The organism is Flavobacterium sp. PLA-1-15, assembly GCF_049060005.1.
Lineage (GTDB): Bacteria > Bacteroidota > Bacteroidia > Flavobacteriales > Flavobacteriaceae > Flavobacterium.
The window spans coordinates 68,801-89,679 of record NZ_JBMGQS010000003.1 but is presented as its reverse complement, the minus strand read 5'-3'; the positions used below and the strand labels follow the sequence as shown (position 1 = coordinate 89,679).

The window sequence follows — 20,879 nt, the reverse complement described above, 5'->3', positions numbered from 1 at the left end:
TCAATAATGAAAAGATTATTTTACGTTCTCACAATCTGTCTTTTAGCAACAGGTGCGAAAGCACAAGACATTCCTTTTGAAATGCAAAAAAGTGAAGTCTTTAAAGATGAATATAAAAATTCCAATATTGTTTTGGTTGAAGATGATGGTAAAGGAGGAGTTGTAATTGTGAGGTCGTTTAGTGGCGGATTTTTTTCCAGAGGATATGGATATTATTTTGAGCATTATGATTCATCGATGAAGCTAATCAAGGATTTCGAGTATGAGATGAAATATGCGGAGGCGGTTAAACAAAGTTCTGTTTTGGGATTAATTATGAATGGTGATGAAATTCATATCATCGATTTTTTATACAACAAAGATGAAAAAGCATTTCTGTGTTCTTCCAATACGGCAAACATAAATGATTTTGTTTTTACCAAGAAAGAGCTTTTCAAGCTAAAAAGTGAAGAAGTAAAACAGTTTAGCTTTTTCTCAGCTTCTTCAAGTGTAGATAATGATTCTGGAGCTTCAATGATCATTAATGAAGACAGGACAGCATTTGCAGTTACGGTGGACATAAAGGACAGCAAGACCGAAACCCACAGGTTGTTTCTCTTTGACAATAGCCTGAACAAAAAAATCGATCATACTTTTAAAAGAGACATCAAGGACAGGAAATTCAGATATGAAAATATCGATGTTTCAAAAGACGGCAATACCTTGTATCTTTTAGGTAAAGCCTATACAACTGAAAAAAAGAAGAAAAAGGAAGGCGGAAAATACCAATATGAATTAACAAGGATTACAAAAGATAGTGAGAAAACTCAGGTTTTTGATACGGAAGAACATTTTGCAGCATCACTAAAAACAATCATTTTCTCGGATAGGCTAACTTGTATCGGGTTTTATTCTGACAGAAAAGATTATAGGTTCAAAGGGATAAGCTATTTTGAATTGGACCCTACGACATTAGAGATCAAAAAATCAAAATACAATCCTTTTACTGCTCAATTTATAGTTGACAAGTACGGGAAGGAAAAAGACAAAGAATTAAAAAATCTTTCTTTCAGGAAAATCCTGATTACACAAAAAAATGATATTGTCTTTAATGCAGAAGAGTTTTACGTTGTCACGCATACCATGAGTACTCCAAATGGCGGTTTTCATACCACCACAACCTACCATTATGATGATATTGTGAGTGCAAAAATAGATACATCTGGCGATATTGTTTGGGCTAGAAACATCAACAAGCGTCAAGCTACCGGAGGTGATGAATCTTACATTTCTTACACTTCTACTATCAAGGGAGATGATACTTTTTTCTTTATCAATACTGGCGAAAAAGTAAAAAAGTTGCGTAACGACAGAATTCAATTTGGGCAAACCAGTAAAAAACGTTCTAATCTCAATGTTATCCGAATCAAAGAAAATGGAGATTTTGATTATCAGGAAATCCTGGACGATAAGGATAGCGAGGTCCCTTTTATGGTGTCTAATGGAGCTTTGAGCAATGAAGCTGTATATTTCATAGGAAGAAAAGGAAAAAAGAAACAATTGTTGAAAGTTACATTATAGAATAAAAATTTCATTTTAAACCCATCGATTAAGATGGGTTTTTTATTAGATAGTAGGCACGCATAGCTAATTTTTCCAAACAATATATATTTCCTATTTTTGCGTTCAATTTTTAAGAAAAATGGAAAAAATCTTATCATATCCAATATCTTTTGTTAGTATGGTTTTATTCCTACTTACATTGGTGATTTTTCATCCGATACAATGGATATGCTTCAATGTTTTTGGCTATCAGGCACATAAAAAAAGTGTCGATTATCTCAATCTTATATTGCTAAGAATCGGACATCTATTAGGAACAACCTATAAGGTGGAGAACAGAGATTTTATTCCGAAAGGCGTTCCAGTGATATTTGTAGCCAATCATCAAAGTTTGTATGATATTGTCGGTATTATTTGGTTCATGCGAAAATTCCATCCAAAATTTGTCAGCAAAAAAGAACTTGGCAAAGGGATTCCGAGTATTTCCTACAACCTAAAACACGGCGGTTCCGTACTTATAGACAGAAAGGATCCAAAACAGGCTATTCCAACGATTAAAATTTTGGCAGATTATATCGAAAAACACAAACGTTCGGCGGTAATTTTTCCGGAAGGCACTAGAAGCAAAACAGGGGTTCCGAAGGAGTTTGCCCACAACGGATTGAAAATTTTATGCAAATACGCGCCATCGGCCTATATTGTTCCGATTACGATAAATAATTCTTGGAAATTTGTTAAATATGGCTTTTTCCCATTTGGTTTAGGAAATCGCCTTACCTTTACAGTCCATAAACCATTAGCCGTCAAAGATTATCCGTTTGAAGAGATTATGCAGATGACAGAAAAAGCGGTGGTAGATTCAGTTAAATTATAAGGATTTGATTTGAGAGCAATCTGAAATCTAAAATCTAAAATCTAAAGTAAAAATGTCACTACACAACGTAAGACTAGAAGTAATGCAATTGTTGGAAAAGAAAATTGACACTTTCGTGGATCAATTTCTTATTCCAATTGAAACGATTTGGCAACCAACAGACTTTTTGCCCAATTCACAGGACGAAAACTTCTTTGAAGAAGTCAGAGAGCTGAGAGAAATAGCCAAAGATTTACCGTATGATTTTTGGGTAACGCTTGTTGGCGATACCATTACTGAAGAAGCTTTGCCAACCTACGAATCTTGGTTGATGGATGTAGAAGGTGTGGACCAAATTGAAGCAAACGGCTGGTCGAAATGGGTTAGAAACTGGACCAGTGAAGAAAACCGTCACGGTGATTTATTGAACAAATACCTTTATTTGTCGGGTCGTGTGAACATGCGCGAAATCGAAATTACGACACAACATTTAATTGCCGATGGTTTTGATATCGGAACCGGACGCGATCCTTACAAAAACTTCGTTTATACGAGTTTCCAAGAGTTGGCTACTTATGTTTCGCATAATCGTGTGGCACAATTGGCAAAAAAATACGGCGACAATAAGTTGTCTAAAATTTGCAAGATGATTGCCGGAGACGAAATGCGTCACCACATGGCCTACAGCGAATTTGTAAACCAGATTTTTAAGGTAGATCCAAGCGAAATGATGCTGGCCTTCCAATACATGATGAAGCAAAAAATCGTAATGCCGGCTCAATTTTTAAGAGAATCGGGCGAGAAAATCAGCTCTGCTTTTGAAAGTTTCTCTGATTCTGCGCAAAGGATTGGCGTTTACACCGCAAGCGATTATGTAGATATTATGCAGAAGCTTATCGACAAATGGGAAATTGATAAAATCAACGGACTGACAAGTGAAGCTGAAAAAGCAAGGGATTATTTGATGAAATTACCGGCTCGTATGGCTAAAATTTCGGAGCGATTGGTAATTCCTGCTGAATCGCAGATTTTTAAATGGGTGGAACCTGCTAAACTGTAAATCTAAATTCTATAATTTTAAAATGTTGAATTTTGAGCATGTTCTTGAAATTCAACATTTTTTTATGCTTAAAAACGAATGGAAAATCAAAAATTAATTGAAACCACAATCAATTTCGTAAAGGAAAAATTGAAAGATGCCGAAGGCGGACACGATTGGTTTCACATTGAAAGGGTTTATAAAAACACTTTGCTTATCGCGAAGAGCGAAAAATGTAATTTACTGGTTTGTCAGTTAGGAGCTTTGTTGCACGATATTGCCGATAGTAAATTTCACAATGGTGATGAAACGGTCGGACCAAAAACGGCCAAAGCTTTTTTGGAAAAAGAAAAAGTTGAAGAAGATGTGATTGACCACGTGATTAAAATCATCGAAAACATTTCGTTTAAGGGAGGCAATTTCGAAAAGAAATTCAGTTCGATAGATTTGGATATTGTTCAAGATGCGGACCGTTTAGACGCCATTGGTGCCATCGGAATTGCAAGGTGCTTCAATTATGGCGGATTTAAAAATAGAACGCTACACGATCCTGAAATCCGTCCGAATATGAATATGAGCAAGGAAGAGTATAAAAACTCAAATAGCCCAACGATTACACATTTTTACGAAAAACTTTTGCTGTTAAAAGACAAAATGAATACCAAAACAGGAAAAGCAATTGCTGAAGAGCGCCATCGCTACATGGAAGATTTTCTGAAGCAGTTTTTTGCAGAATGGGAAGGGAAGAGATAAAAAAAGGCCGTCTATAATTTAGACGGCCTTTTTTTATTGGTTTGAAAGTTATTCCATTTCAGAAACTCTCAACGTATTTACCATTCCTTTATCAGTTACCGGCATTGCGGCAAGGTTGATTAAGAAATCGCCTTTTTCAACGTATCCTTTTTCTCTTGCAATTTCGTTTACATCGGTAACTGTGTCATCAGTACTCACGAATTTGTCGTAGTAGAATGATTTTACCCCCCAAAGCAGGTTCAATTGCGTTAAGATATTTTTGTTTGAAGTAAAGACCAAAATATGTGCCTGTGGTCGCCAAGCCGAAATTTGGAAAGCCGTATAACCACTATTGGTCAAAGTACAAATTGCTTTCGCTTTGATAACATTGGCCATCATAGCAGCGTGGTGACAAATAGATTTAGTGATGAATCTTTTTGTTCTAACTTGTGGTGTATTTTGAGGTACTTGAATTAGTGGAGAATCCTCAACCGCTTCAATAATCTGTGTCATTTTCTCAATAACCTGAACTGGGTAGTTACCTACAGAAGTTTCTCCAGAAAGCATCACCGCATCAGCTCCATCCATTACAGAGTTGGCCACGTCGTTTACCTCTGCACGTGTTGGCGTAAGGCTTGTGATCATCGTTTCCATCATTTGAGTAGCAACAATAACAGGGATTCTAGCAGTTTTGGCTCTGTTGATTAGTTTTTTCTGAATCAATGGAACTTCGTGAGCAGGGATTTCAACACCCAAATCTCCACGGGCTACCATCAAACCATCGCAATAAGCCACAATCTTATCTATGTTTTCTACACCTTCAGGCTTTTCGATTTTGGCAATGATTGGAATTTTATGAGCAGAATGTTCCATGATCAAATCTTGAAGTTCGATCAAATCTTCGGCAGTTCTAACAAATGAAAGTGCAATCCAGTCTACTTGATTTTCAATTGCAAAAAGTGCATCTTTAATATCTTTCTTAGTCAAAGCAGGAAGCGAAACCTTAGTGTTTGGAAGGTTAACTCCTTTTTTTGATTTTAACGGACCACCTTGAATTACTTTACAAACAACTTCAGAAGTTCCGTTCGTTTCCAATGCTTCAAACATTAATTTTCCATCATCCAAAAGGATTTTCTCGCCTGATTTAACGTCTCTAGGAAATTCCTTGTAGTTCATATACACTCTTTCTGCTGTTCCTGGAACATCTTCTGCAGTCTGGAAAGTAATGATATCGCCTGGATTCACCACAACATCTTCCTTCATTACTCCAACGCGAAGTTTAGGTCCTTGTAAATCGGCTAAAATAGCAGTTGTGTAGCCATATTCATCGTTTAATGAACGAATCATGTCGATTCTTTCCTTCACATCTGAATAATCGGCATGAGAAAAATTGATTCTGAAAACATTAACTCCCGCATCAATCATATTTTTCAATACTTCTCTTGTACTACATGCAGGGCCTAGGGTAGCTACAATTTTAGTTTTTTTGTTTGTTGACATTGCTTTTAAAAAATTAAATTGTTTTTTGATTTGATTTTATCAGTTTCGACTTTGTAAACTGTTGAAACCCTATCAATTGTATTTATGTTGTTAATAATTAAATCTACTGTTTCTTCCGCATTTTCTACTTTCAAAAAATAATCTACTTTTTTGAATTCGGGCAGGAAATAAACGCTGGTTGAAATTTCTAGAACGGAGTTTGTAAATAAATTAGCTTTGTTGTTTTGATCCAATGCCGTGATTTCATTTTTATTCTGGATAAGGCTCCAGCAAACTTCTTCTTTTAAATTTTCATATTTGTATTTCGAAAAATAGACTTCGCCTTCCTTTGTAGTGATTTGAATATCTTCCTTACTCTTACTTAAAAGAATAGGCAATTTTTGATTGATAAAATAGGCCAGACGATAATCTTCCAATGAAGTATGAATGGCAATTAGTTCATAATCAATTTCGTCAAATTCATCAATAAGTAATTTATGAAGGACCATTTTTGATAAAAAATAAGCCGTAAATATAGGGTTTCTTAATCAGAAAAAGGAGTAATAAATTGAACTTAACGTTAATTTATCAACGAAAACGATATAGTTTTGAGAATTTAATTTTATTTTGTGTTAATTTTTTCTTGAAATGCAAAATAGGCCCTTTGGGAGGCTTTTTCTTCAGCTTTCTTTTTTGAGGTAGCTCTCGCTTTTGCAATCACTTTGTCATCAATACTTAATTTAACACCGAAAAGACGCTCGCCGGTGATGGCATTGTCTTCAAAGACATCATAATGGAAAACTCTTTTTTCTTTTTGACACCATTCTATCAATAAACTCTTGTAGCTGATTACTTTTCCTTCCAAACGCGCAATATCAACATAAGGTTCTATGACTCTTTTTTGTATGAATTTTTCGCATTGCGGATAGCCTTGGTCCAAATAAATAGCACCAACCAGGGCCTCAAATATATTTCCGTGTATGTTTTCGCCAAAATGCTGTGTGGGTACTTTGCTCTCTACAAATCGAATGAGATTCAAATCCCTTCCTAATTCGTTCAAATGCTCCCGACTTACGATTTTTGAACGCATTTTGGTCAGGTAGCCTTCATCGCCGTTTGGAACTTTATTGAAAAGGTGCGCAGCAATCACCGAGCTCAGCATTGCATCGCCTAGAAATTCAAGTCGCTCGTAGCTGATAGGCTTTCCGTTTTTATCGAGCTTGTTTAAGGAGCGATGCGTAAAAGCTTTTTTATAGCAATCGAGATTAATTGGCTTAAAGCCAACTATTTTTTCAATTTCACTAAAAAAAATCCCGTCTTCTTGAGAACGGGATTTTGTAAATATTTTATTGAGAAAACCCATTAAAATTACTCTGCTATTTTTTTGAATAGAACACAAGCATTATGACCACCAAAACCAAAAGTGTTGCTCATTGCTACATTTACTTCTCTTTTTTGTGGTTTGTTGAGTGTCAAATTCAAAGATGGATCAATGTTTTCATCCACAACCGTATGATTGATTGTTGGAGGAACAATACCGTGCTTCATGGCTAGGATTGAAGCAATCGCTTCAATCGCACCGGCAGCACCAAGCAAGTGTCCTGTCATTGATTTTGTAGAATTGATGTTGATGTTCTTAGCGTGATCTCCAAAAACAGCACTAATTGCTTTCAATTCCGCAACATCTCCAAGAGGTGTAGAAGTTCCGTGCGTGTTGATATGGTCAACATCTTCAGGATTCATTCCGGCATCTCTCAAAGTGTTTTTCATTACAGCGATAACGCCAATTCCTTCCGGATGTGGAGCCGTTAAGTGGTAAGCATCAGAAGACATCCCGCCACCGCCAATTTCGCAATAAATCTTTGCTCCACGGGCTTTTGCATGTTCGTATTCTTCCAAAACCAAAGCACCTGCACCTTCACCTAAAACAAATCCGTCACGAGTAGCATCAAAAGGTCTTGAAGCAGTTTCTGGACTTTCGTTTCTTGTAGAAAGGGCATGCATAGAATTAAAACCTCCCATTCCCGCAATAGTAACGGCCGCTTCCGAACCTCCAGAAACGATAACATCACACATTCCTAAACGGATGTAATTGAAAGCATCGATTAAGGCATTTGCAGAAGAAGCACATGCTGAAACAGTTGTATAATTTGGACCCATATAGCCATTTCTCATAGAGATATGAGCTGGAGCTATATCGGCAATCATTTTCGGGATAAAGAAAGGGTTGAATTTTGGAGTTCCATCGCCTTTGGCATAGTACATCACTTCTTCTTGGAAAGTTTCCAATCCGCCGATTCCTGCACCCCAAATAACGCCTACTCTTTGCTTGTCGATATTTTCGTCGTTAAGCCCTGCATCTTTAATAGCTTCATCGCTTGCGGCAATAGCATATTGTGCAAATTTATCCAATCTACGAGATTCCTTGCGGTCCATGTAGTCTTCAATATTGAAGTTTTTTACTTCGCAGGCAAACTTTGTTTTGTGTTTTTCTGTGTCGTAATAAGTAATTGGAGCCGCACCGCTAACGCCGTTAATTAAAGCATTCCAGTATTCTTCGATTGAATTTCCAATAGGAGTAAGAGCTCCTAATCCTGTTACAACAACCCGCTTTAATACCATACGTAAAATTTTTAGTTTCTATGTAAACAAATAATACCTATGTTTTCTTCTATGTAAAATCATAAAAAGACATAGGTATTATGCAATATTTTTATTTATATGATTGAAAATCAATCTGTAATTTTAATTTGAAAAAATAATAACACCCGCTGACAAGGAATTATCAAGCGGGTGTGAATTTATTATTTTTTAGCTTCTTCGATGTAAGAAATAGCCTGACCAACAGTAGCGATGTTTTCCGCTTGGTCGTCTGGAATTTGAATATCAAATTCTTTTTCGAACTCCATAATAAGCTCAACAGTGTCTAACGAATCAGCTCCTAAATCATTTGTGAAGCTTGCTTCTAATACAACTTCGTTTTCGTCAACGCCTAATTTGTCTACGATAATCGCTTTTACTCTTGATGCAATGTCTGACATAATCTTTAATTTTAAAATTTAATTTGTTGGCAAAAATAAAAAACTTTATTTTAAAACCACGTTTTAGTTAATAAATATGAGTACTAATTTATAAAATTTATTTCACAAAGGCTTCTAAAATTTATTTATTATCATTTATTATTCTTTTTTTTGCGTAATAATTTCAGCCAGAAAATGAAAAAGATACTCCTATTTGCTTCGGGTTCGGGAACCAATGCCGAAAACATCATTTTGCACTTCAACAAAACCAATACGGCCAAAGTTGTAGCGGTTTTTTCTAATAATCCAAATGCAATGGTTTTAGAGAGAGCAAAAAGCTTAAATGTGGATACTTTTGTTTTTTCAAGAGAAGATCTTTCTGCTGAAATTGTGCTTGATAAAGTAAATCATTTTCAACCCGATTTGATTGTCTTGGCTGGCTTTTTATGGAAATTTCCTCAAAATATAATTGAAGTTTATCCTAACAAAATTATTAATATTCATCCTGCATTGTTGCCAAAATACGGCGGAAAAGGGATGTATGGAATGAATGTTCATCGAGCAATTCTTGAAAATAAAGAATCTGAAACCGGAATTACGATTCATTATATAGACGAACATTATGATGAGGGAGACATCATCTTTCAAAAAAGTGTTTCGGTTGAAGAATGTGTTTCTGCCGAAGATATAGCAGAAAAGGTACACGGCCTCGAACACGAATTTTTTCCACAAGTAATAGAAAAACTCATAACTCATAACGTATAACTTTGAATTCTCACGACGTACACATATATACAGATGGCGCGGCAAAAGGCAACCCTGGAAAAGGCGGTTATGGCGTTGTAATGGAATGGGTTGGAAAACCATACAGAAAAGAATTCTACGAAGGTTTCCGCCTGACGACCAATAATAGAATGGAACTTTTAGCGGTAATTGTAGGTTTGGAAAAACTCAAATTGCAAGGCACAAAAGTCTTGGTTATTTCCGATTCTAAATATGTAGTGGATTCTGTAGAGAAAAAATGGGTTTTTGGTTGGGAGAAAAAAGGCTTTACCGGCAAGAAAAACCCCGATTTATGGATGCGCTTCCTTAAAATTTATCGCAAGCACCAGGTTGATTTCAAATGGATTAAAGGCCACAATAATCATCCTCAAAACGAAAGATGTGATGAGTTGGCGGTTATGGCTTCGCTTGGTGACCAGCTTTCGGTCGATGCTTATTACGAGAGAGAGGGTAAAAATATGCTCTAAATGCTTATTTTTCAGGTTAATAAATTAGTAAAACTTTACAATTTCAAAACGTTGCAACTTTGTAAGTTATAAAGTATCTTTGCGCCTTAATTCCAAACGTAACAAATGAACAAATTGCTTATTGTCGGGACAGTTGCTTTCGACGCTATTGAAACTCCTTTCGGGAAAACAGATAAAATTTTAGGTGGAGCGGCTACGTATATCGGGCTTTCGGCTTCTTTTTTCAATCTAAAAGCAGCTATTGTTTCAGTAGTAGGTGACGATTTTCCACAAGAACATTTAGATTTATTGACCGAAAGAAATATTGATATTTCAGGTTTGGAAATTGTTCAGGGAGGAAAAACATTCTTTTGGAGTGGTCGTTACCATAACGATTTGAATTCGAGAGATACTTTGGTAACAGAATTAAACGTTTTGGCCGATTTTCAACCAAAAGTACCACAGGATTATAAAAATTCAGATGTGGTTTTGCTTGGAAACTTGCATCCGTTGGTTCAAAGCAGTGTTTTAGATCAAATGGAAGTACAGCCAAAATTGGTCGTTTTAGATACAATGAACTTTTGGATGGATTGTGCTTTACCGGAATTATTGGACGTAATCAAAAGAGTAGACGTAATCACCATCAATGATGAAGAAGCGCGTCAGCTTTCAGGAGAATATTCTCTAGTAAAGGCTGCTGCCAAAATCCATACGATGGGACCAAAATATGTGGTGATCAAAAAAGGAGAGCACGGCGCTTTATTATTCCACAACAAAGAAGTTTTCTTTGCACCAGCTTTACCGCTTGAAGAAGTTTTCGACCCGACAGGAGCTGGAGATACTTTCGCTGGAGGTTTTGCAGGATATATTACGCAAAGCGAAAACATCTCTTTCGAAAATATGAAAAACGCAATCATCTACGGTTCAAACCTTGCTTCTTTCTGTGTGGAGAAATTCGGAACTGAAAGAATGGTTGACCTTGAGAAAGAAGAAGTTGTAAACAGGCTGAAACAATTCAGAGCCTTGACACAATTTGACATAGCATTACAATAAAAAAACACGCCTCGGAAACGGGGCGTTTTTGATTAAAAATAAATAAGACCAGATTCAGAAATTGCCCCTAACAGTATCTGTAATAATTTGTGAATCTGTTCAATGATAATAACTACACAACAACTACAACAAAATGAGCGATTCAATTAAACACGAATGTGGTATTGCCCTTTTACGATTAAAAAAACCACTCGAGTTTTATAAGGAAAAATACGGTTCGGCTTTCTACGGGATACAAAAAATGTATCTCCTTATGGAAAAACAACACAATAGAGGCCAAGACGGAGCAGGTTTTGCAAGTATAAAATTGGATGTTGAAGCGGGAGAGCGTTACATCAGCAGAGTTCGTTCCAACGATCCACAACCGATTCAAGATGTTTTCAAGCAAATCAACGACAGAATCAACGATGAATTGGCTTCTCATCCAGAATATGCAGACGATGTTACGGCACAAAAACGAAACATTCCTTACATCGGGGAGTTGTTTTTAGGCCACGTTCGTTATGGTACTTTTGGTAAAAATAGCATCGAAAGCGTTCATCCATTCCTTCGTCAGAACAACTGGATGCATCGAAATCTTATCGTTGCAGGAAATTTCAACATGACCAATGTAACCCAGCTTTTTAATAGTTTGGTTGAATTAGGACAGCATCCAAAAGAAATGGCGGATACCGTTACTGTAATGGAAAAGATCGGCCATTTCCTTGATGATGAGGTTACCGATTTATACTTGGATTGCAAGAACGAAGGACTTTCGAAAAGAGAAGCTTCTCCGGTAATTGCCGAACGATTGGATGTAAAGAAAATCTTGAAAAGAGCTTCGAAAGGTTGGGATGGAGGTTATGCAATGGCAGGACTTTTCGGCCATGGCGATGCTTTTGTCTTCAGAGATCCGGCAGGAATCCGTCCGGCTTATTTTTATGAAGATGATGAAATTGTTGTTGTCGCTTCGGAAAGACCTGTTATTCAAACTGTTTTCAACCTTGATTTTGAAAAAATTAAAGAACTTCAGCCAGGAAATGCCTTGATCATCAAGAAAAACGGAAAAGTTACCGAAGAAGAAATCATCGTTCCTACAGTAAAAAAAGCATGTTCTTTCGAAAGAATTTATTTTTCCAGAGGAAGCGATGCAGAAATTTATCAGGAAAGAAAAGATCTTGGAAAATTGATCTTGCCAGCAGTTTTAAAGGCAATTGATAACGATACAGACAACACGGTTTTCTCTTATATTCCAAATACGGCCGAAACTTCTTTTTACGGAATTGTTGAAGCGGCTCAGGATTTCTTGAACCAAAGAAAAAACAATTATATCCTTGAAAATCGAAATACCTTGACAAAGGAAACGCTTCAGGAATTATTGGCTGTAAAAATCCGAACGGAAAAAGTTGCGATTAAGGATGCAAAACTAAGGACTTTCATTACCGAAGATAGCAGTCGTGATGACTTGGTGGCACACGTTTATGATGTTACCTATGGTGTAATTAAGCCTACTGATAATTTGGTGATTATTGACGACAGTATCGTTCGTGGTACGACACTAAAAATGAGTATCATCAAAATGATGGACCGCTTGAAACCAAAAAGTATTATTGTTGTTTCATCGGCACCACAAATCCGTTATCCTGATTGCTACGGAATTGATATGGCAAAATTGGAAGGTTTGGTTGCCTTTAGAGCGTCATTAGAATTATTGAAAGAAAGAAATCTATACCATATCGTAGATGAGGTTTACAAAAAGTGTAAGTCACAAGAAAACCTTGACGACAATGAGGTTGTAAATTATGTTACCGAAATATATGCGCCTTTCGAACCTCAGGAAATTTCAGATAAGATTGCCGAAATGTTGAGTTCTCCGGAAATAAACGCTGAGGTTAAAATCATCTTCCAGACGGTTGAAGATCTGCACAAAGCATGTCCAAAAAACCTAGGGGATTGGTATTTTACAGGAGATTATCCAACACCAGGAGGTAACAGAGTTGTGAATAAAGCGTTCATCAATTTCTATGAAGGGAATGATGCCAGGGCTTACTAAAAATTTCTCAAAAATGCATTACAACGGATTAATGTGCAGTTTATCGGATTTTTTTGTCGATTCATTATCAGCGAAATACATTTGGTGGACCATAACATTAGTAGGTTAAGTTTATGGTAGATTTGGGGCAAAAAAGGTGGAAGTAATTTCACCTTTTTTATTTTTATACCAATTCCATTCTGCTGTATCGCTGCAATACTTCGTTGAAAGTAGCGAAGATGAGTTCAGGGTTTTCGCTTGAAACCATTCTGGATCTGAACTCCTTGAAGTTGGGCAATCCTTTAAAATAATTCGTATAGTGTCTTCTGGTTTCCAAGATACCCAGTTTTTCACCTTTCCAATCCATTGCCCATTGCAAATGGTTTTTGGCAGCTTCAACTCGTGCCTCTATATTTGGTTTTGGCAGATGTTCTCCCGTTTCAAAATAATGCTTGATTTCATTGAAAATCCATGGATAACCGATAGCCGCACGGCCAATCATCATTCCATCAAGACCAAATCTGTTTTTATATTCCAATGCTTTTTCGGCTGAATCGATATCACCGTTTCCAAATATAGGCATTGTAATTCTAGGGTTGTTTTTGATTCTTTCGATATGCGTCCAATCGGAATGACCTTTGTACATCTGGGCTCTTGTTCGAGCATGAACAGTCAAGGCTTGAACTCCAATATCTTGTAGTCTTTCGGCAACTTCATCAATGTTGATAGAATTTTCATCCCAACCCAAACGTGTTTTCACAGTTACAGGAAGATGCGTGCTTCGGATAACAGCTTTAGTCAAACGCACCATCAAATCCACATCTTTCAAAACTCCTGCTCCAGCACCTTTGCAAACGACTTTTTTTACGGGACAACCGAAGTTGATATCAATCAAATCAGGATTTACGGCTTCCACAATTTTAGCCGACATAGCCATCGCTTCTTCATCGCCACCAAAAATCTGGATGCCGACAGGTCGTTCATAATCGAAAATATCCAACTTCTGACGGCTTTTTATGGCATCACGAATCAATCCCTCAGAAGAGATGAATTCACTATACATCAAATCGGCACCATGAAGCTTGCACAATCTGCGGAAAGGCGGATCGCTCACATCTTCCATTGGAGCTAATAATAAAGGGAAATCGGGTAATTCTATGTTGCCTATCTTGACCATCTGCTGCATTTTGGTGCAAAATTACAACTTTTTTTTATAAAGCTATTTTTCGCGCCAAAGCGAAACCAATCCTTCCATTTTTCCATATACGGGATCGGTATCCGGCAAGGGAACTTTTTCTATATTCTGATCTGCTTCGGGACGTTCTTCTGGATTGCCTTTCTTGAGGTCGTAGCTCATTCCATTCGGATAAGCACCGATCACACCGAAGTCTTCCGAAGCTTGGATAAGTTTATGACCTACGCCAGCGGGAATGGCAACAGCATCGCCTTCTTCGATGCTAAAGGCGTTTCCTTCTTCGCCTCCAAATAAAATCGTTGCATAGCCACTGTAAACACCCAAAACTTCATGCGTATTGCTGTGATAATGGTGATAATCATACACTCCATTTTTCCAAGAATTACTCCAATCTCGGTCTTCGAAATGCTTGGTGATGAAGTCAGCATTTGCCTTTTCTTCTGAAAAAACATTCTTATAAATGAGCAATGGCAATTTGCTGTTTGGTATCGTTCCGTCGTCCTTGAATTTTAATTGTATTGTTTCCGCTTTCATAAGATTTCAATTTTGTTAGTAAAATTAAAACTTGAAAAAAAGCAATACGTTATAGTATTTACGGATAAACTTCCGGATTTACCACCTTAAGGAGTCTTTCGCCTTTCATTCCAGCAATTGCATTTTTGGCAGAAAGAATAGCCATATCGTTTCTTGTTTCTTCTGTAGATGAACCGATGTGTGGCAAAACGGCAACATTAGGCAAATTCAAAAGGACATTGTTTTTATCCATTGGTTCTGGATTTGTAACATCCAATCCGGCTCCCCAAATGGTTTTGTTTTGCAACGCTTCCAATAAATCGGTCTCGTTGTGTATCGGCCCACGAGCCGTATTGATGAAAATCGCATTCGGTTTCATCTTGGCAAAAGCTTGCTTGTTGAAAAGGTTTTTGGTTTCGTCCGAAAGATTGGCGTGAACCGAAATCACATCACTTTGCGCTAATAATTCCTCAAAAGTTACTTTTTTGGCTCCGAGTTTTTCTTCTGCTTCTTGATTGTTGCTTCGGTTGTGGTAAAGGATGTTCATGTCGAAAGCACCCTTTGAAGCACGTGCCATCTCAAAACCAATTTTTCCCAAACCAAAAATCCCAAGTGTTTTTCCTTGCAGATCCTGGCCGATATTTGCCAAAGGTTCAAAGAAATTCCAATCGTCGTTGAGGATTCTTTTATGATGAAAGAAGGCTTTTCGGGCTACATTCTGCATCAATAGAAAAGCAATATCGGCAGTAGCCTTGCTCAAAACATCTGGAGTGTGGCCAATTGGAATTTTGAGTTTTGTAGCTTCGGAAATATCAACATTGTCATAGCCGGTTGCGTATAAAGAAATCACTTTCAAATGTTTGCAGGCATTAAGAAATTCTGCATTTATTTCGGCTCGACCGGCGGTCAATAATCCGTCGACATTTTTGCAATTCGAAATCAATTCTTCCTGTGTCAATTCTCTTTTTTCTTCCCATTGGATTACTTCTATTCCCGCTTCACGGAAAAGTTGCAGTCCAGCTTCAGGGATTATTCGGGTGATGAATACTTTCATTTTATCTCTTTTACTATTCCTATTTGAATTTTCGAACTATTAAGATTCACTTGTGCAAAATTTACCAAGCACTATTGGCTGTCAAAAGAGCAATCGAATTAGCATCCAAATTTAATTGAGGAGCTTGAATGATGCTGTCTAATTGTGAAAGGCTGGTCGCACTCACAATTGGTGCACTCACAGATGGTCGTTGAATCAGCCAAGCCAAAGCAACTGATGCAGGAGTAGTATTGTATTCCTTCGCTACAACATCAAGTGCTTCTAAAATTCTGAAACCTCTTTCGTTAAAATAATTTTCCATTTTTCCTCCTCTCGGGCTTTTGTTAAGGTCTTCTTTTGAACGGTATTTTCCAGTCAAGAATCCGCTTTCTAAAGAATAATAGGTGATGACGCCTAAATTATGTCCAAGGCAAACAGGCTCCAATCCATTTTCAAAGGCTTCCCTTTCATACAAATTATAATGCGGTTGGAAGGTTTCATAAGAAGGCAATCCTTTTTCGGCACTTGTTGCCAAAGATTCTTTCAATCTTTCCACGCTTATATTCGAAGCACCAATCCATCTGATTTTTCCTTGTTTGATTAGTGTATCATAGGCTTCCAGTGTTTCTTCAACGGGAGTGTCGAGATCGTCAAAGTGGGTTTGGTATAAATCCAAATAATCTGTCTTTAATCTCTTCAAGGAATCTTCAACGGCTTTAAAAATATAGTCTTTTTTGAGTCCTTTTTTACCATTCCCCATATCCGAACCCACTTTAGTAGTAAGCACAATATCGTGTCGGTTTTTCTTTTCCTTTATCCATTTTCCGATGATTTTCTCCGATTCTCCTCCTTCATTTCCAGGAACCCATCTCGAATAGACATCGGCTGTATCAATAAAATTGAATCCAGCATTGGTAAATCCGTTTAATATATCGAATGATTGTTTTTCATTGATGGTCCATCCAAAAACATTACCTCCAAAGGCGATTGGATATACGTGTAAATCCGTATTGCCGAGTTGTCTTTTTTCCATAAATAGGTGCTTATAATTGAATAACTTTCTTTTGTTGATTGCTTTTTATTGAAGCTTCGATGATGCGCATTGTGTTGATGCCTTCTTGAGCAGTAACGGGTTCTGGTTTGTTTTCAGTGATTGCATTATATAATCCATCAAAGAAATCATAGTAGTTCCCAGTAAGTGTCGGGATGTTTTCGTGGATGATTTTTCCTCCGCTTTCCGTATGAAGCATGCCTTCACGGCTTCTGGATTCGGTTCCCCAGTTTTTAAGTGTTGGTTTTTTTCCCATTTTTAAGGCGTCTTCCTGAACATCACCACGGCTTTTCAGAAACGATCCATTTTTTCCGTGAACGATATACGAAGGAACAGCTTCGCGGACAAAGAAACCGGCTTTGAGTCTTACGCGAAAGCGGGAATAGTAAAGTAGAATATCAATATAATCGTCGACCAAAGATTTGTCGCGGGTAATTCTGATATCTGCAAAAACGGCTTCGGGAAATCCAAAAAGGTACAATGCCTGATCAATAAGATGCGGACCTAGATCCTTCAATATTCCAGCTCCGGGATTGGCGGTTTCCTTATGTCCCTTGATACTGAGACTAGGGTTATAACGGTCAAAATGAAACTCGGCTTCGATAATTTCACCTAGAGTGCCATTGTCAACCACTTCTTTCACGGTTTTAAAATCGCTATCCCATCTTCTGTTTTGGAAAACGGCGAGCTTAAGTCCTTTTTTATCAGCCAATTTCTTTAATTCTTCGGCCTCTTTTACAGTTGCAGTAAATGCTTTTTCCACAAGCGCGTGCTTGCCTGCCTGCAATACCTTTTTTGCATATTCATAATGGGTTTCGACGGGAGTATTGACGATGACCAAATCGACATCATCTTTCAATAATTCGTCAAGACTTTTATAACTTTTTACATCAGGAAAATCGCTTTGAATGAGTTTTTTGCTTCTTTCCCAAGAGCCAGTAAGCTCAAAACCTGGGTGCAGTTCAAGAAAAGGAGCGTGAAAGACCTTGCCCGACATTCCATAAGAAAGCAGGGCTGTTTTAATCTGTTGCATTTTGTTTTCTTTATTAGAACATAAATTTAGTGGACATTCTTCGTATTAAAAATTCATCTCCTTATTATTAACAAACATTTAAAACCTGCTAAAAATTTTATACCGTAATAAATAAACAGAAAACATTACTTTTGTGCGTTATTCAAATAAAATAAGTCAAAATGATACAATTAGGTCAAATCCTATTCATACTTTCCGTACTCGTAATCCTGCATGAACTTGGGCACTATGTTGCCGCTAAAATATTCAAAGTAAGAGTTGAAAAGTTCTATCTTTTTATGGATGCGGGTTTTTCATTATTAAAAAAGAAGATAGGCGAAACAGAATGGGGAATTGGATGGTTGCCTATTGGCGGTTATGTGAAACTTGCGGGGATGATTGATGAGAGTATGGACACCGAGCAAATGAAATCGCCACCTCAGCCGTGGGAATTTCGCTCTAAACCGGCTTGGCAACGTTTGATTATTATGTTAGGTGGTATTATTGTAAACATCATCTTGGCATGGTTCATTTACACTGTTGTTTATAGTACTTACGGACAGAAATATATTTCAACGGAACGCATCCAAGAAAACGGACTTGTTTTTGGCGAAGTTGGACAGAAGGCAGGTTTCCGAAATGGCGACAAGATTATCGCTGTTGATGGGAAATACCAACCAAACTTTAACCGAATGACATTGGATGTTTTATTGGGCGATAATGTTCAAGTGGAACGTGATGGAAAGAAAACCGATTTGATTCTGACGGATGAAATGAAGGCCGAAATCATCGGAAAGGAAGGAAAACAGTTTATGGGACCGAGAGGAGTAAACATCCAAATTGATTCTATCGTTCCAAACTCAAATGCTCAAAAGGCTTCCTTGAAAATTGGTGACAATATTGTTGGGATTAATGGCGTGAAAGTAGCTTATTTCGATCAGCTTAGCGGTGAATTGGGAAAGCATAAAAATGATTCTGTTACGCTTGACGTAAAAAGAAACAACGAGGTAATTCAATTGAAGGCTTTGGTAGGTAAAGACGGCACTTTAGGCTTCAAGCAAAAAACGAAAGAGCTGAAACAAGATTATCTGGTAAACAATCAACTTACAGTTGGGGAAGCAATACCTGCTGCGGTTAAGGAATCATGGTCGTTATTGGTATATAATGTAAAACAGTTCAAACTGATTTTACGACCAAAAACAGAGGCTTATAAGCATGTAAAAAGCCCGGTTGGAATTGCCAGAGCATTACCGGATGAATGGAACTGGGAATTTATTTGGAATTTTACAGCATTGTTTTCAATAGGTCTGGCCTTCATGAACCTGCTTCCAATTCCAGGATTGGATGGTGGACATGCACTATTTACCATTGCCGAAATGATTACAGGCAAAAGATTGGGAGAAAAAGCGGCTGGCTACGTTCAAACCGTAGGAATGGTTATATTATTGAGCCTAATGGCTTTAACTTTTGGTAAAGATATCTATCAACTAGTGGCGGATAAATTTTTCTAAAAATAATAGAAAATTTATTCAAAAAGATTTGCAGAAAACAAATTTAGCCCTATATTTGCACCGCTTTAAAAGGCAATACGCCTTCCTCCTTAGCTCAGTTGGTTAGAGCATCTGACTGTTAATCAGAGGGTCCTTGGTTCGAGCCCAAGAGGGGGAGCTAACGCCGAAAGTCACACCACTAAAAGACTTTCGGCGTTTTTTTATAAAACACTTCAGCATTGTAGCTACATTATCGTGAATAAAATCGTGAATAATTTAAAGCTACAAATTATGTCAAAAAGAATCCTGCTTCCAAACGGATGCTCCTGCAGCACACCGTCTGTCAATCCTAAGAACTGGAAAACCTGCAATAAATCTGCACTTCAGAAAGACTGGCAAATTCAGTACTATTTTTATGATCCCGAATTTCCAAAGCCAAAGCGGCCCATTGTCGTAAAAGGTATGAATTCCTATCACGATTTGAAAGAACGCCGTGAGATTACACAGGCTCTTTTAGACGATGAATTAAAAGCGCTAAAAGAACTAGGCTACAATCCCTACACCAAAAAGTACAATACTCCACAGGACGAAAAGCCAAAAGCCTTAATGAACCCCGATTTGCTGATAGTAGAAGCGTTCCGATTGGCACTTTCTAAAAAGAAAGCTTCTGATGAATACCTCGATCAAATAAGATACGCAGTCAATCGTTTTGAAAAGGCCGCAAAACAATTGCGGATGGACAAGATTAGGATTTACGATTTAAGGCGCAGCCAATTAAAGGAAATATTTGATTACATTGACCTTACAGATGATTACTTCAACAAATACAAAGCATACTTTTCAGCACTTTTTATAATCTTGGTAGAATATGAGTGCTGCGAAACAAATTTAACCAGGGATATACAAAAACGTACTGTTGTAAAAAAGCAACGTGAAGTTTTAGAACTGAATTATTTGGATTTGGTGTTGGAACATTTAAAAGAGCAGCACTACTCCTTTTATCGCTATGGCAAAATTTTCTTTTATTCCGGTGCAAGAACAACTGAATTATTTACAATACAGAAAAAACACGTCCGTTTGGAAAAACAGGAATATGATGTGCTTATAAAAAAGGGAAGCCAGTACGTTTGGGAAACTAAAATTATTATTCAGAACGCAATTCCTTTTTGGGAAGAAATAATGAAGTTGAGCCATTCTAAGGATGATTATTTGTTTTCTCACGGCTTGATTCCAGGAGCAACAAAAAATTGCGCTAAACAGATCACAATACGCTGGAGAACCCACGTAAAGAAAAAGCTTGTATTCAAGGATGGAGAATTAAGGATAAAAAGCGAATTAGACAAAATCAACGATTTAGATTACGAAAGGATCACGGCTGATTTTTACGCAATGAAGCATAATTTCCTTGACTTGCTAGATTCCAAAAACGATGACTTTGAGTTTACTGCAATTAATACTCCCAAAGAAATTGCATCTCATAGGACAGACAAGATTACGCATGGGGTTTATACAGGTGGAAAGCAGAAAAGGATTAATGAGAAATTGAAAGCGATTAGAGTCTAATTACAAATATTTTTCCTCCAAAAATAATATGTAATACTTATTTAGTTAATTATATATTGATATA

Annotated in this window: 20 protein-coding genes and 1 tRNA gene; 11 read left to right on the top strand and 10 right to left on the bottom strand. The window is 37.2% G+C overall.

Translation table 11 applies throughout. The annotated features are described in order from the left end of the window. Positions 1 to 6: 6 nt before the first annotated feature. The 4 genes from ACI6PS_RS03795 (at position 7) to ACI6PS_RS03780 (ending at position 4,187) form a co-directional block, all read left to right on the top strand. Positions 7 to 1,560, top strand: a complete 1,554-nt coding sequence (locus ACI6PS_RS03795; protein ID WP_421011221.1) for a hypothetical protein — start codon at positions 7 to 9, stop codon at positions 1,558 to 1,560. Positions 1,561 to 1,681: 121 nt separating this feature from the next. Then, positions 1,682 to 2,416: a lysophospholipid acyltransferase family protein gene (locus ACI6PS_RS03790; RefSeq protein WP_421011220.1), complete on the top strand. Its 735-nt coding sequence runs from the start codon at positions 1,682 to 1,684 to the stop codon at positions 2,414 to 2,416. A 52-nt stretch (positions 2,417 to 2,468) separates the two neighbouring features. Beyond that, complete coding sequence (locus ACI6PS_RS03785; protein WP_421011219.1) at positions 2,469 to 3,455, top strand: acyl-ACP desaturase; 987 nt, start codon at positions 2,469 to 2,471, stop codon at positions 3,453 to 3,455. 78 nt (positions 3,456 to 3,533) lie between these two features. Further along, positions 3,534 to 4,187 carry an HD domain-containing protein gene (locus ACI6PS_RS03780; RefSeq protein ID WP_421011218.1) on the top strand — a complete coding sequence of 218 codons (654 nt, stop codon included), beginning with the start codon at positions 3,534 to 3,536 and terminating at the stop codon, positions 4,185 to 4,187. A gap of 48 nt (positions 4,188 to 4,235) precedes the next feature. On the opposite strand, the gene pyk is transcribed toward ACI6PS_RS03780, so the two are convergent. From pyk to ACI6PS_RS03755, 5 genes are all read right to left on the bottom strand, one after another. Beyond that, positions 4,236 to 5,666: a pyruvate kinase gene (gene pyk, locus ACI6PS_RS03775; RefSeq protein ID WP_421011217.1), complete on the bottom strand. Its 1,431-nt coding sequence runs from the start codon at positions 5,664 to 5,666 to the stop codon at positions 4,236 to 4,238. A gap of 5 nt (positions 5,667 to 5,671) precedes the next feature. Next, complete coding sequence (locus tag ACI6PS_RS03770; RefSeq protein WP_421011216.1) at positions 5,672 to 6,154, bottom strand: IPExxxVDY family protein; 483 nt, start codon at positions 6,152 to 6,154, stop codon at positions 5,672 to 5,674. Positions 6,155 to 6,267: 113 nt separating this feature from the next. Next, complete coding sequence (gene rnc / locus ACI6PS_RS03765; protein ID WP_421011215.1) at positions 6,268 to 7,008, bottom strand: ribonuclease III; 741 nt, start codon at positions 7,006 to 7,008, stop codon at positions 6,268 to 6,270. Positions 7,009 to 7,013: 5 nt separating this feature from the next. Further along, positions 7,014 to 8,267, bottom strand: coding sequence for a beta-ketoacyl-ACP synthase II (gene fabF, locus ACI6PS_RS03760; RefSeq protein WP_421011214.1), 1,254 nt, complete (start codon positions 8,265 to 8,267; stop codon positions 7,014 to 7,016). Between the two features lie 182 nt (positions 8,268 to 8,449). Further along, positions 8,450 to 8,686 carry an acyl carrier protein gene (locus tag ACI6PS_RS03755; RefSeq protein WP_014082856.1) on the bottom strand — a complete coding sequence of 79 codons (237 nt, stop codon included), beginning with the start codon at positions 8,684 to 8,686 and terminating at the stop codon, positions 8,450 to 8,452. A gap of 174 nt (positions 8,687 to 8,860) precedes the next feature. Here ACI6PS_RS03755 and ACI6PS_RS03750 point away from each other — a divergent pair, with 174 nt between their 5' ends. The 4 genes from ACI6PS_RS03750 to ACI6PS_RS03735 all read left to right on the top strand — a co-directional run bounded on the left by ACI6PS_RS03750 (position 8,861) and on the right by ACI6PS_RS03735 (position 12,979). Beyond that, on the top strand, positions 8,861 to 9,430 hold the full coding sequence (locus tag ACI6PS_RS03750) for a phosphoribosylglycinamide formyltransferase (protein ID WP_421011213.1): 570 nt from the start codon (positions 8,861 to 8,863) through the stop codon (positions 9,428 to 9,430). A 2-nt stretch (positions 9,431 to 9,432) separates the two neighbouring features. Then, positions 9,433 to 9,915, top strand: a complete 483-nt coding sequence (gene rnhA, locus ACI6PS_RS03745; protein WP_421011212.1) for a ribonuclease HI — start codon at positions 9,433 to 9,435, stop codon at positions 9,913 to 9,915. A 105-nt stretch (positions 9,916 to 10,020) separates the two neighbouring features. Then, positions 10,021 to 10,947, top strand: coding sequence for a PfkB family carbohydrate kinase (locus ACI6PS_RS03740; protein ID WP_421011211.1), 927 nt, complete (start codon positions 10,021 to 10,023; stop codon positions 10,945 to 10,947). Between the two features lie 133 nt (positions 10,948 to 11,080). Further along, on the top strand, positions 11,081 to 12,979 hold the full coding sequence (locus tag ACI6PS_RS03735; protein WP_421011210.1) for an amidophosphoribosyltransferase: 1,899 nt from the start codon (positions 11,081 to 11,083) through the stop codon (positions 12,977 to 12,979). Between the two features lie 163 nt (positions 12,980 to 13,142). On the opposite strand, the gene dusB is transcribed toward ACI6PS_RS03735, so the two are convergent. From dusB to ACI6PS_RS03710, 5 genes are all read right to left on the bottom strand, one after another. Continuing rightward, positions 13,143 to 14,135 carry a tRNA dihydrouridine synthase DusB gene (dusB, locus tag ACI6PS_RS03730; protein WP_421011209.1) on the bottom strand — a complete coding sequence of 331 codons (993 nt, stop codon included), beginning with the start codon at positions 14,133 to 14,135 and terminating at the stop codon, positions 13,143 to 13,145. 42 nt (positions 14,136 to 14,177) lie between these two features. Next, positions 14,178 to 14,687: a hypothetical protein gene (locus ACI6PS_RS03725; protein WP_421011208.1), complete on the bottom strand. Its 510-nt coding sequence runs from the start codon at positions 14,685 to 14,687 to the stop codon at positions 14,178 to 14,180. 58 nt (positions 14,688 to 14,745) lie between these two features. Next, positions 14,746 to 15,720 (bottom strand): 2-hydroxyacid dehydrogenase, encoded by a 975-nt coding sequence (locus ACI6PS_RS03720; protein WP_421011207.1) that lies wholly within the window; start codon positions 15,718 to 15,720, stop codon positions 14,746 to 14,748. A 61-nt stretch (positions 15,721 to 15,781) separates the two neighbouring features. Next, positions 15,782 to 16,732 carry an aldo/keto reductase gene (locus ACI6PS_RS03715; protein WP_421011206.1) on the bottom strand — a complete coding sequence of 317 codons (951 nt, stop codon included), beginning with the start codon at positions 16,730 to 16,732 and terminating at the stop codon, positions 15,782 to 15,784. A gap of 10 nt (positions 16,733 to 16,742) precedes the next feature. Further along, positions 16,743 to 17,783 carry a Gfo/Idh/MocA family oxidoreductase gene (locus tag ACI6PS_RS03710; RefSeq protein WP_421011205.1) on the bottom strand — a complete coding sequence of 347 codons (1,041 nt, stop codon included), beginning with the start codon at positions 17,781 to 17,783 and terminating at the stop codon, positions 16,743 to 16,745. Positions 17,784 to 17,944: 161 nt separating this feature from the next. Between ACI6PS_RS03710 and rseP the strand changes: the two genes are divergently transcribed. The 3 genes from rseP (at position 17,945) to ACI6PS_RS03695 (ending at position 20,815) form a co-directional block, all read left to right on the top strand. Beyond that, on the top strand, positions 17,945 to 19,273 hold the full coding sequence (rseP, locus tag ACI6PS_RS03705) for an RIP metalloprotease RseP (protein WP_421011204.1): 1,329 nt from the start codon (positions 17,945 to 17,947) through the stop codon (positions 19,271 to 19,273). Positions 19,274 to 19,356: 83 nt separating this feature from the next. Then, positions 19,357 to 19,430: transfer RNA gene (locus tag ACI6PS_RS03700), tRNA-Asn, on the top strand. Positions 19,431 to 19,543: 113 nt separating this feature from the next. Next, complete coding sequence (locus ACI6PS_RS03695; RefSeq protein ID WP_421011203.1) at positions 19,544 to 20,815, top strand: hypothetical protein; 1,272 nt, start codon at positions 19,544 to 19,546, stop codon at positions 20,813 to 20,815. Positions 20,816 to 20,879: the final 64 nt, after the last annotated feature.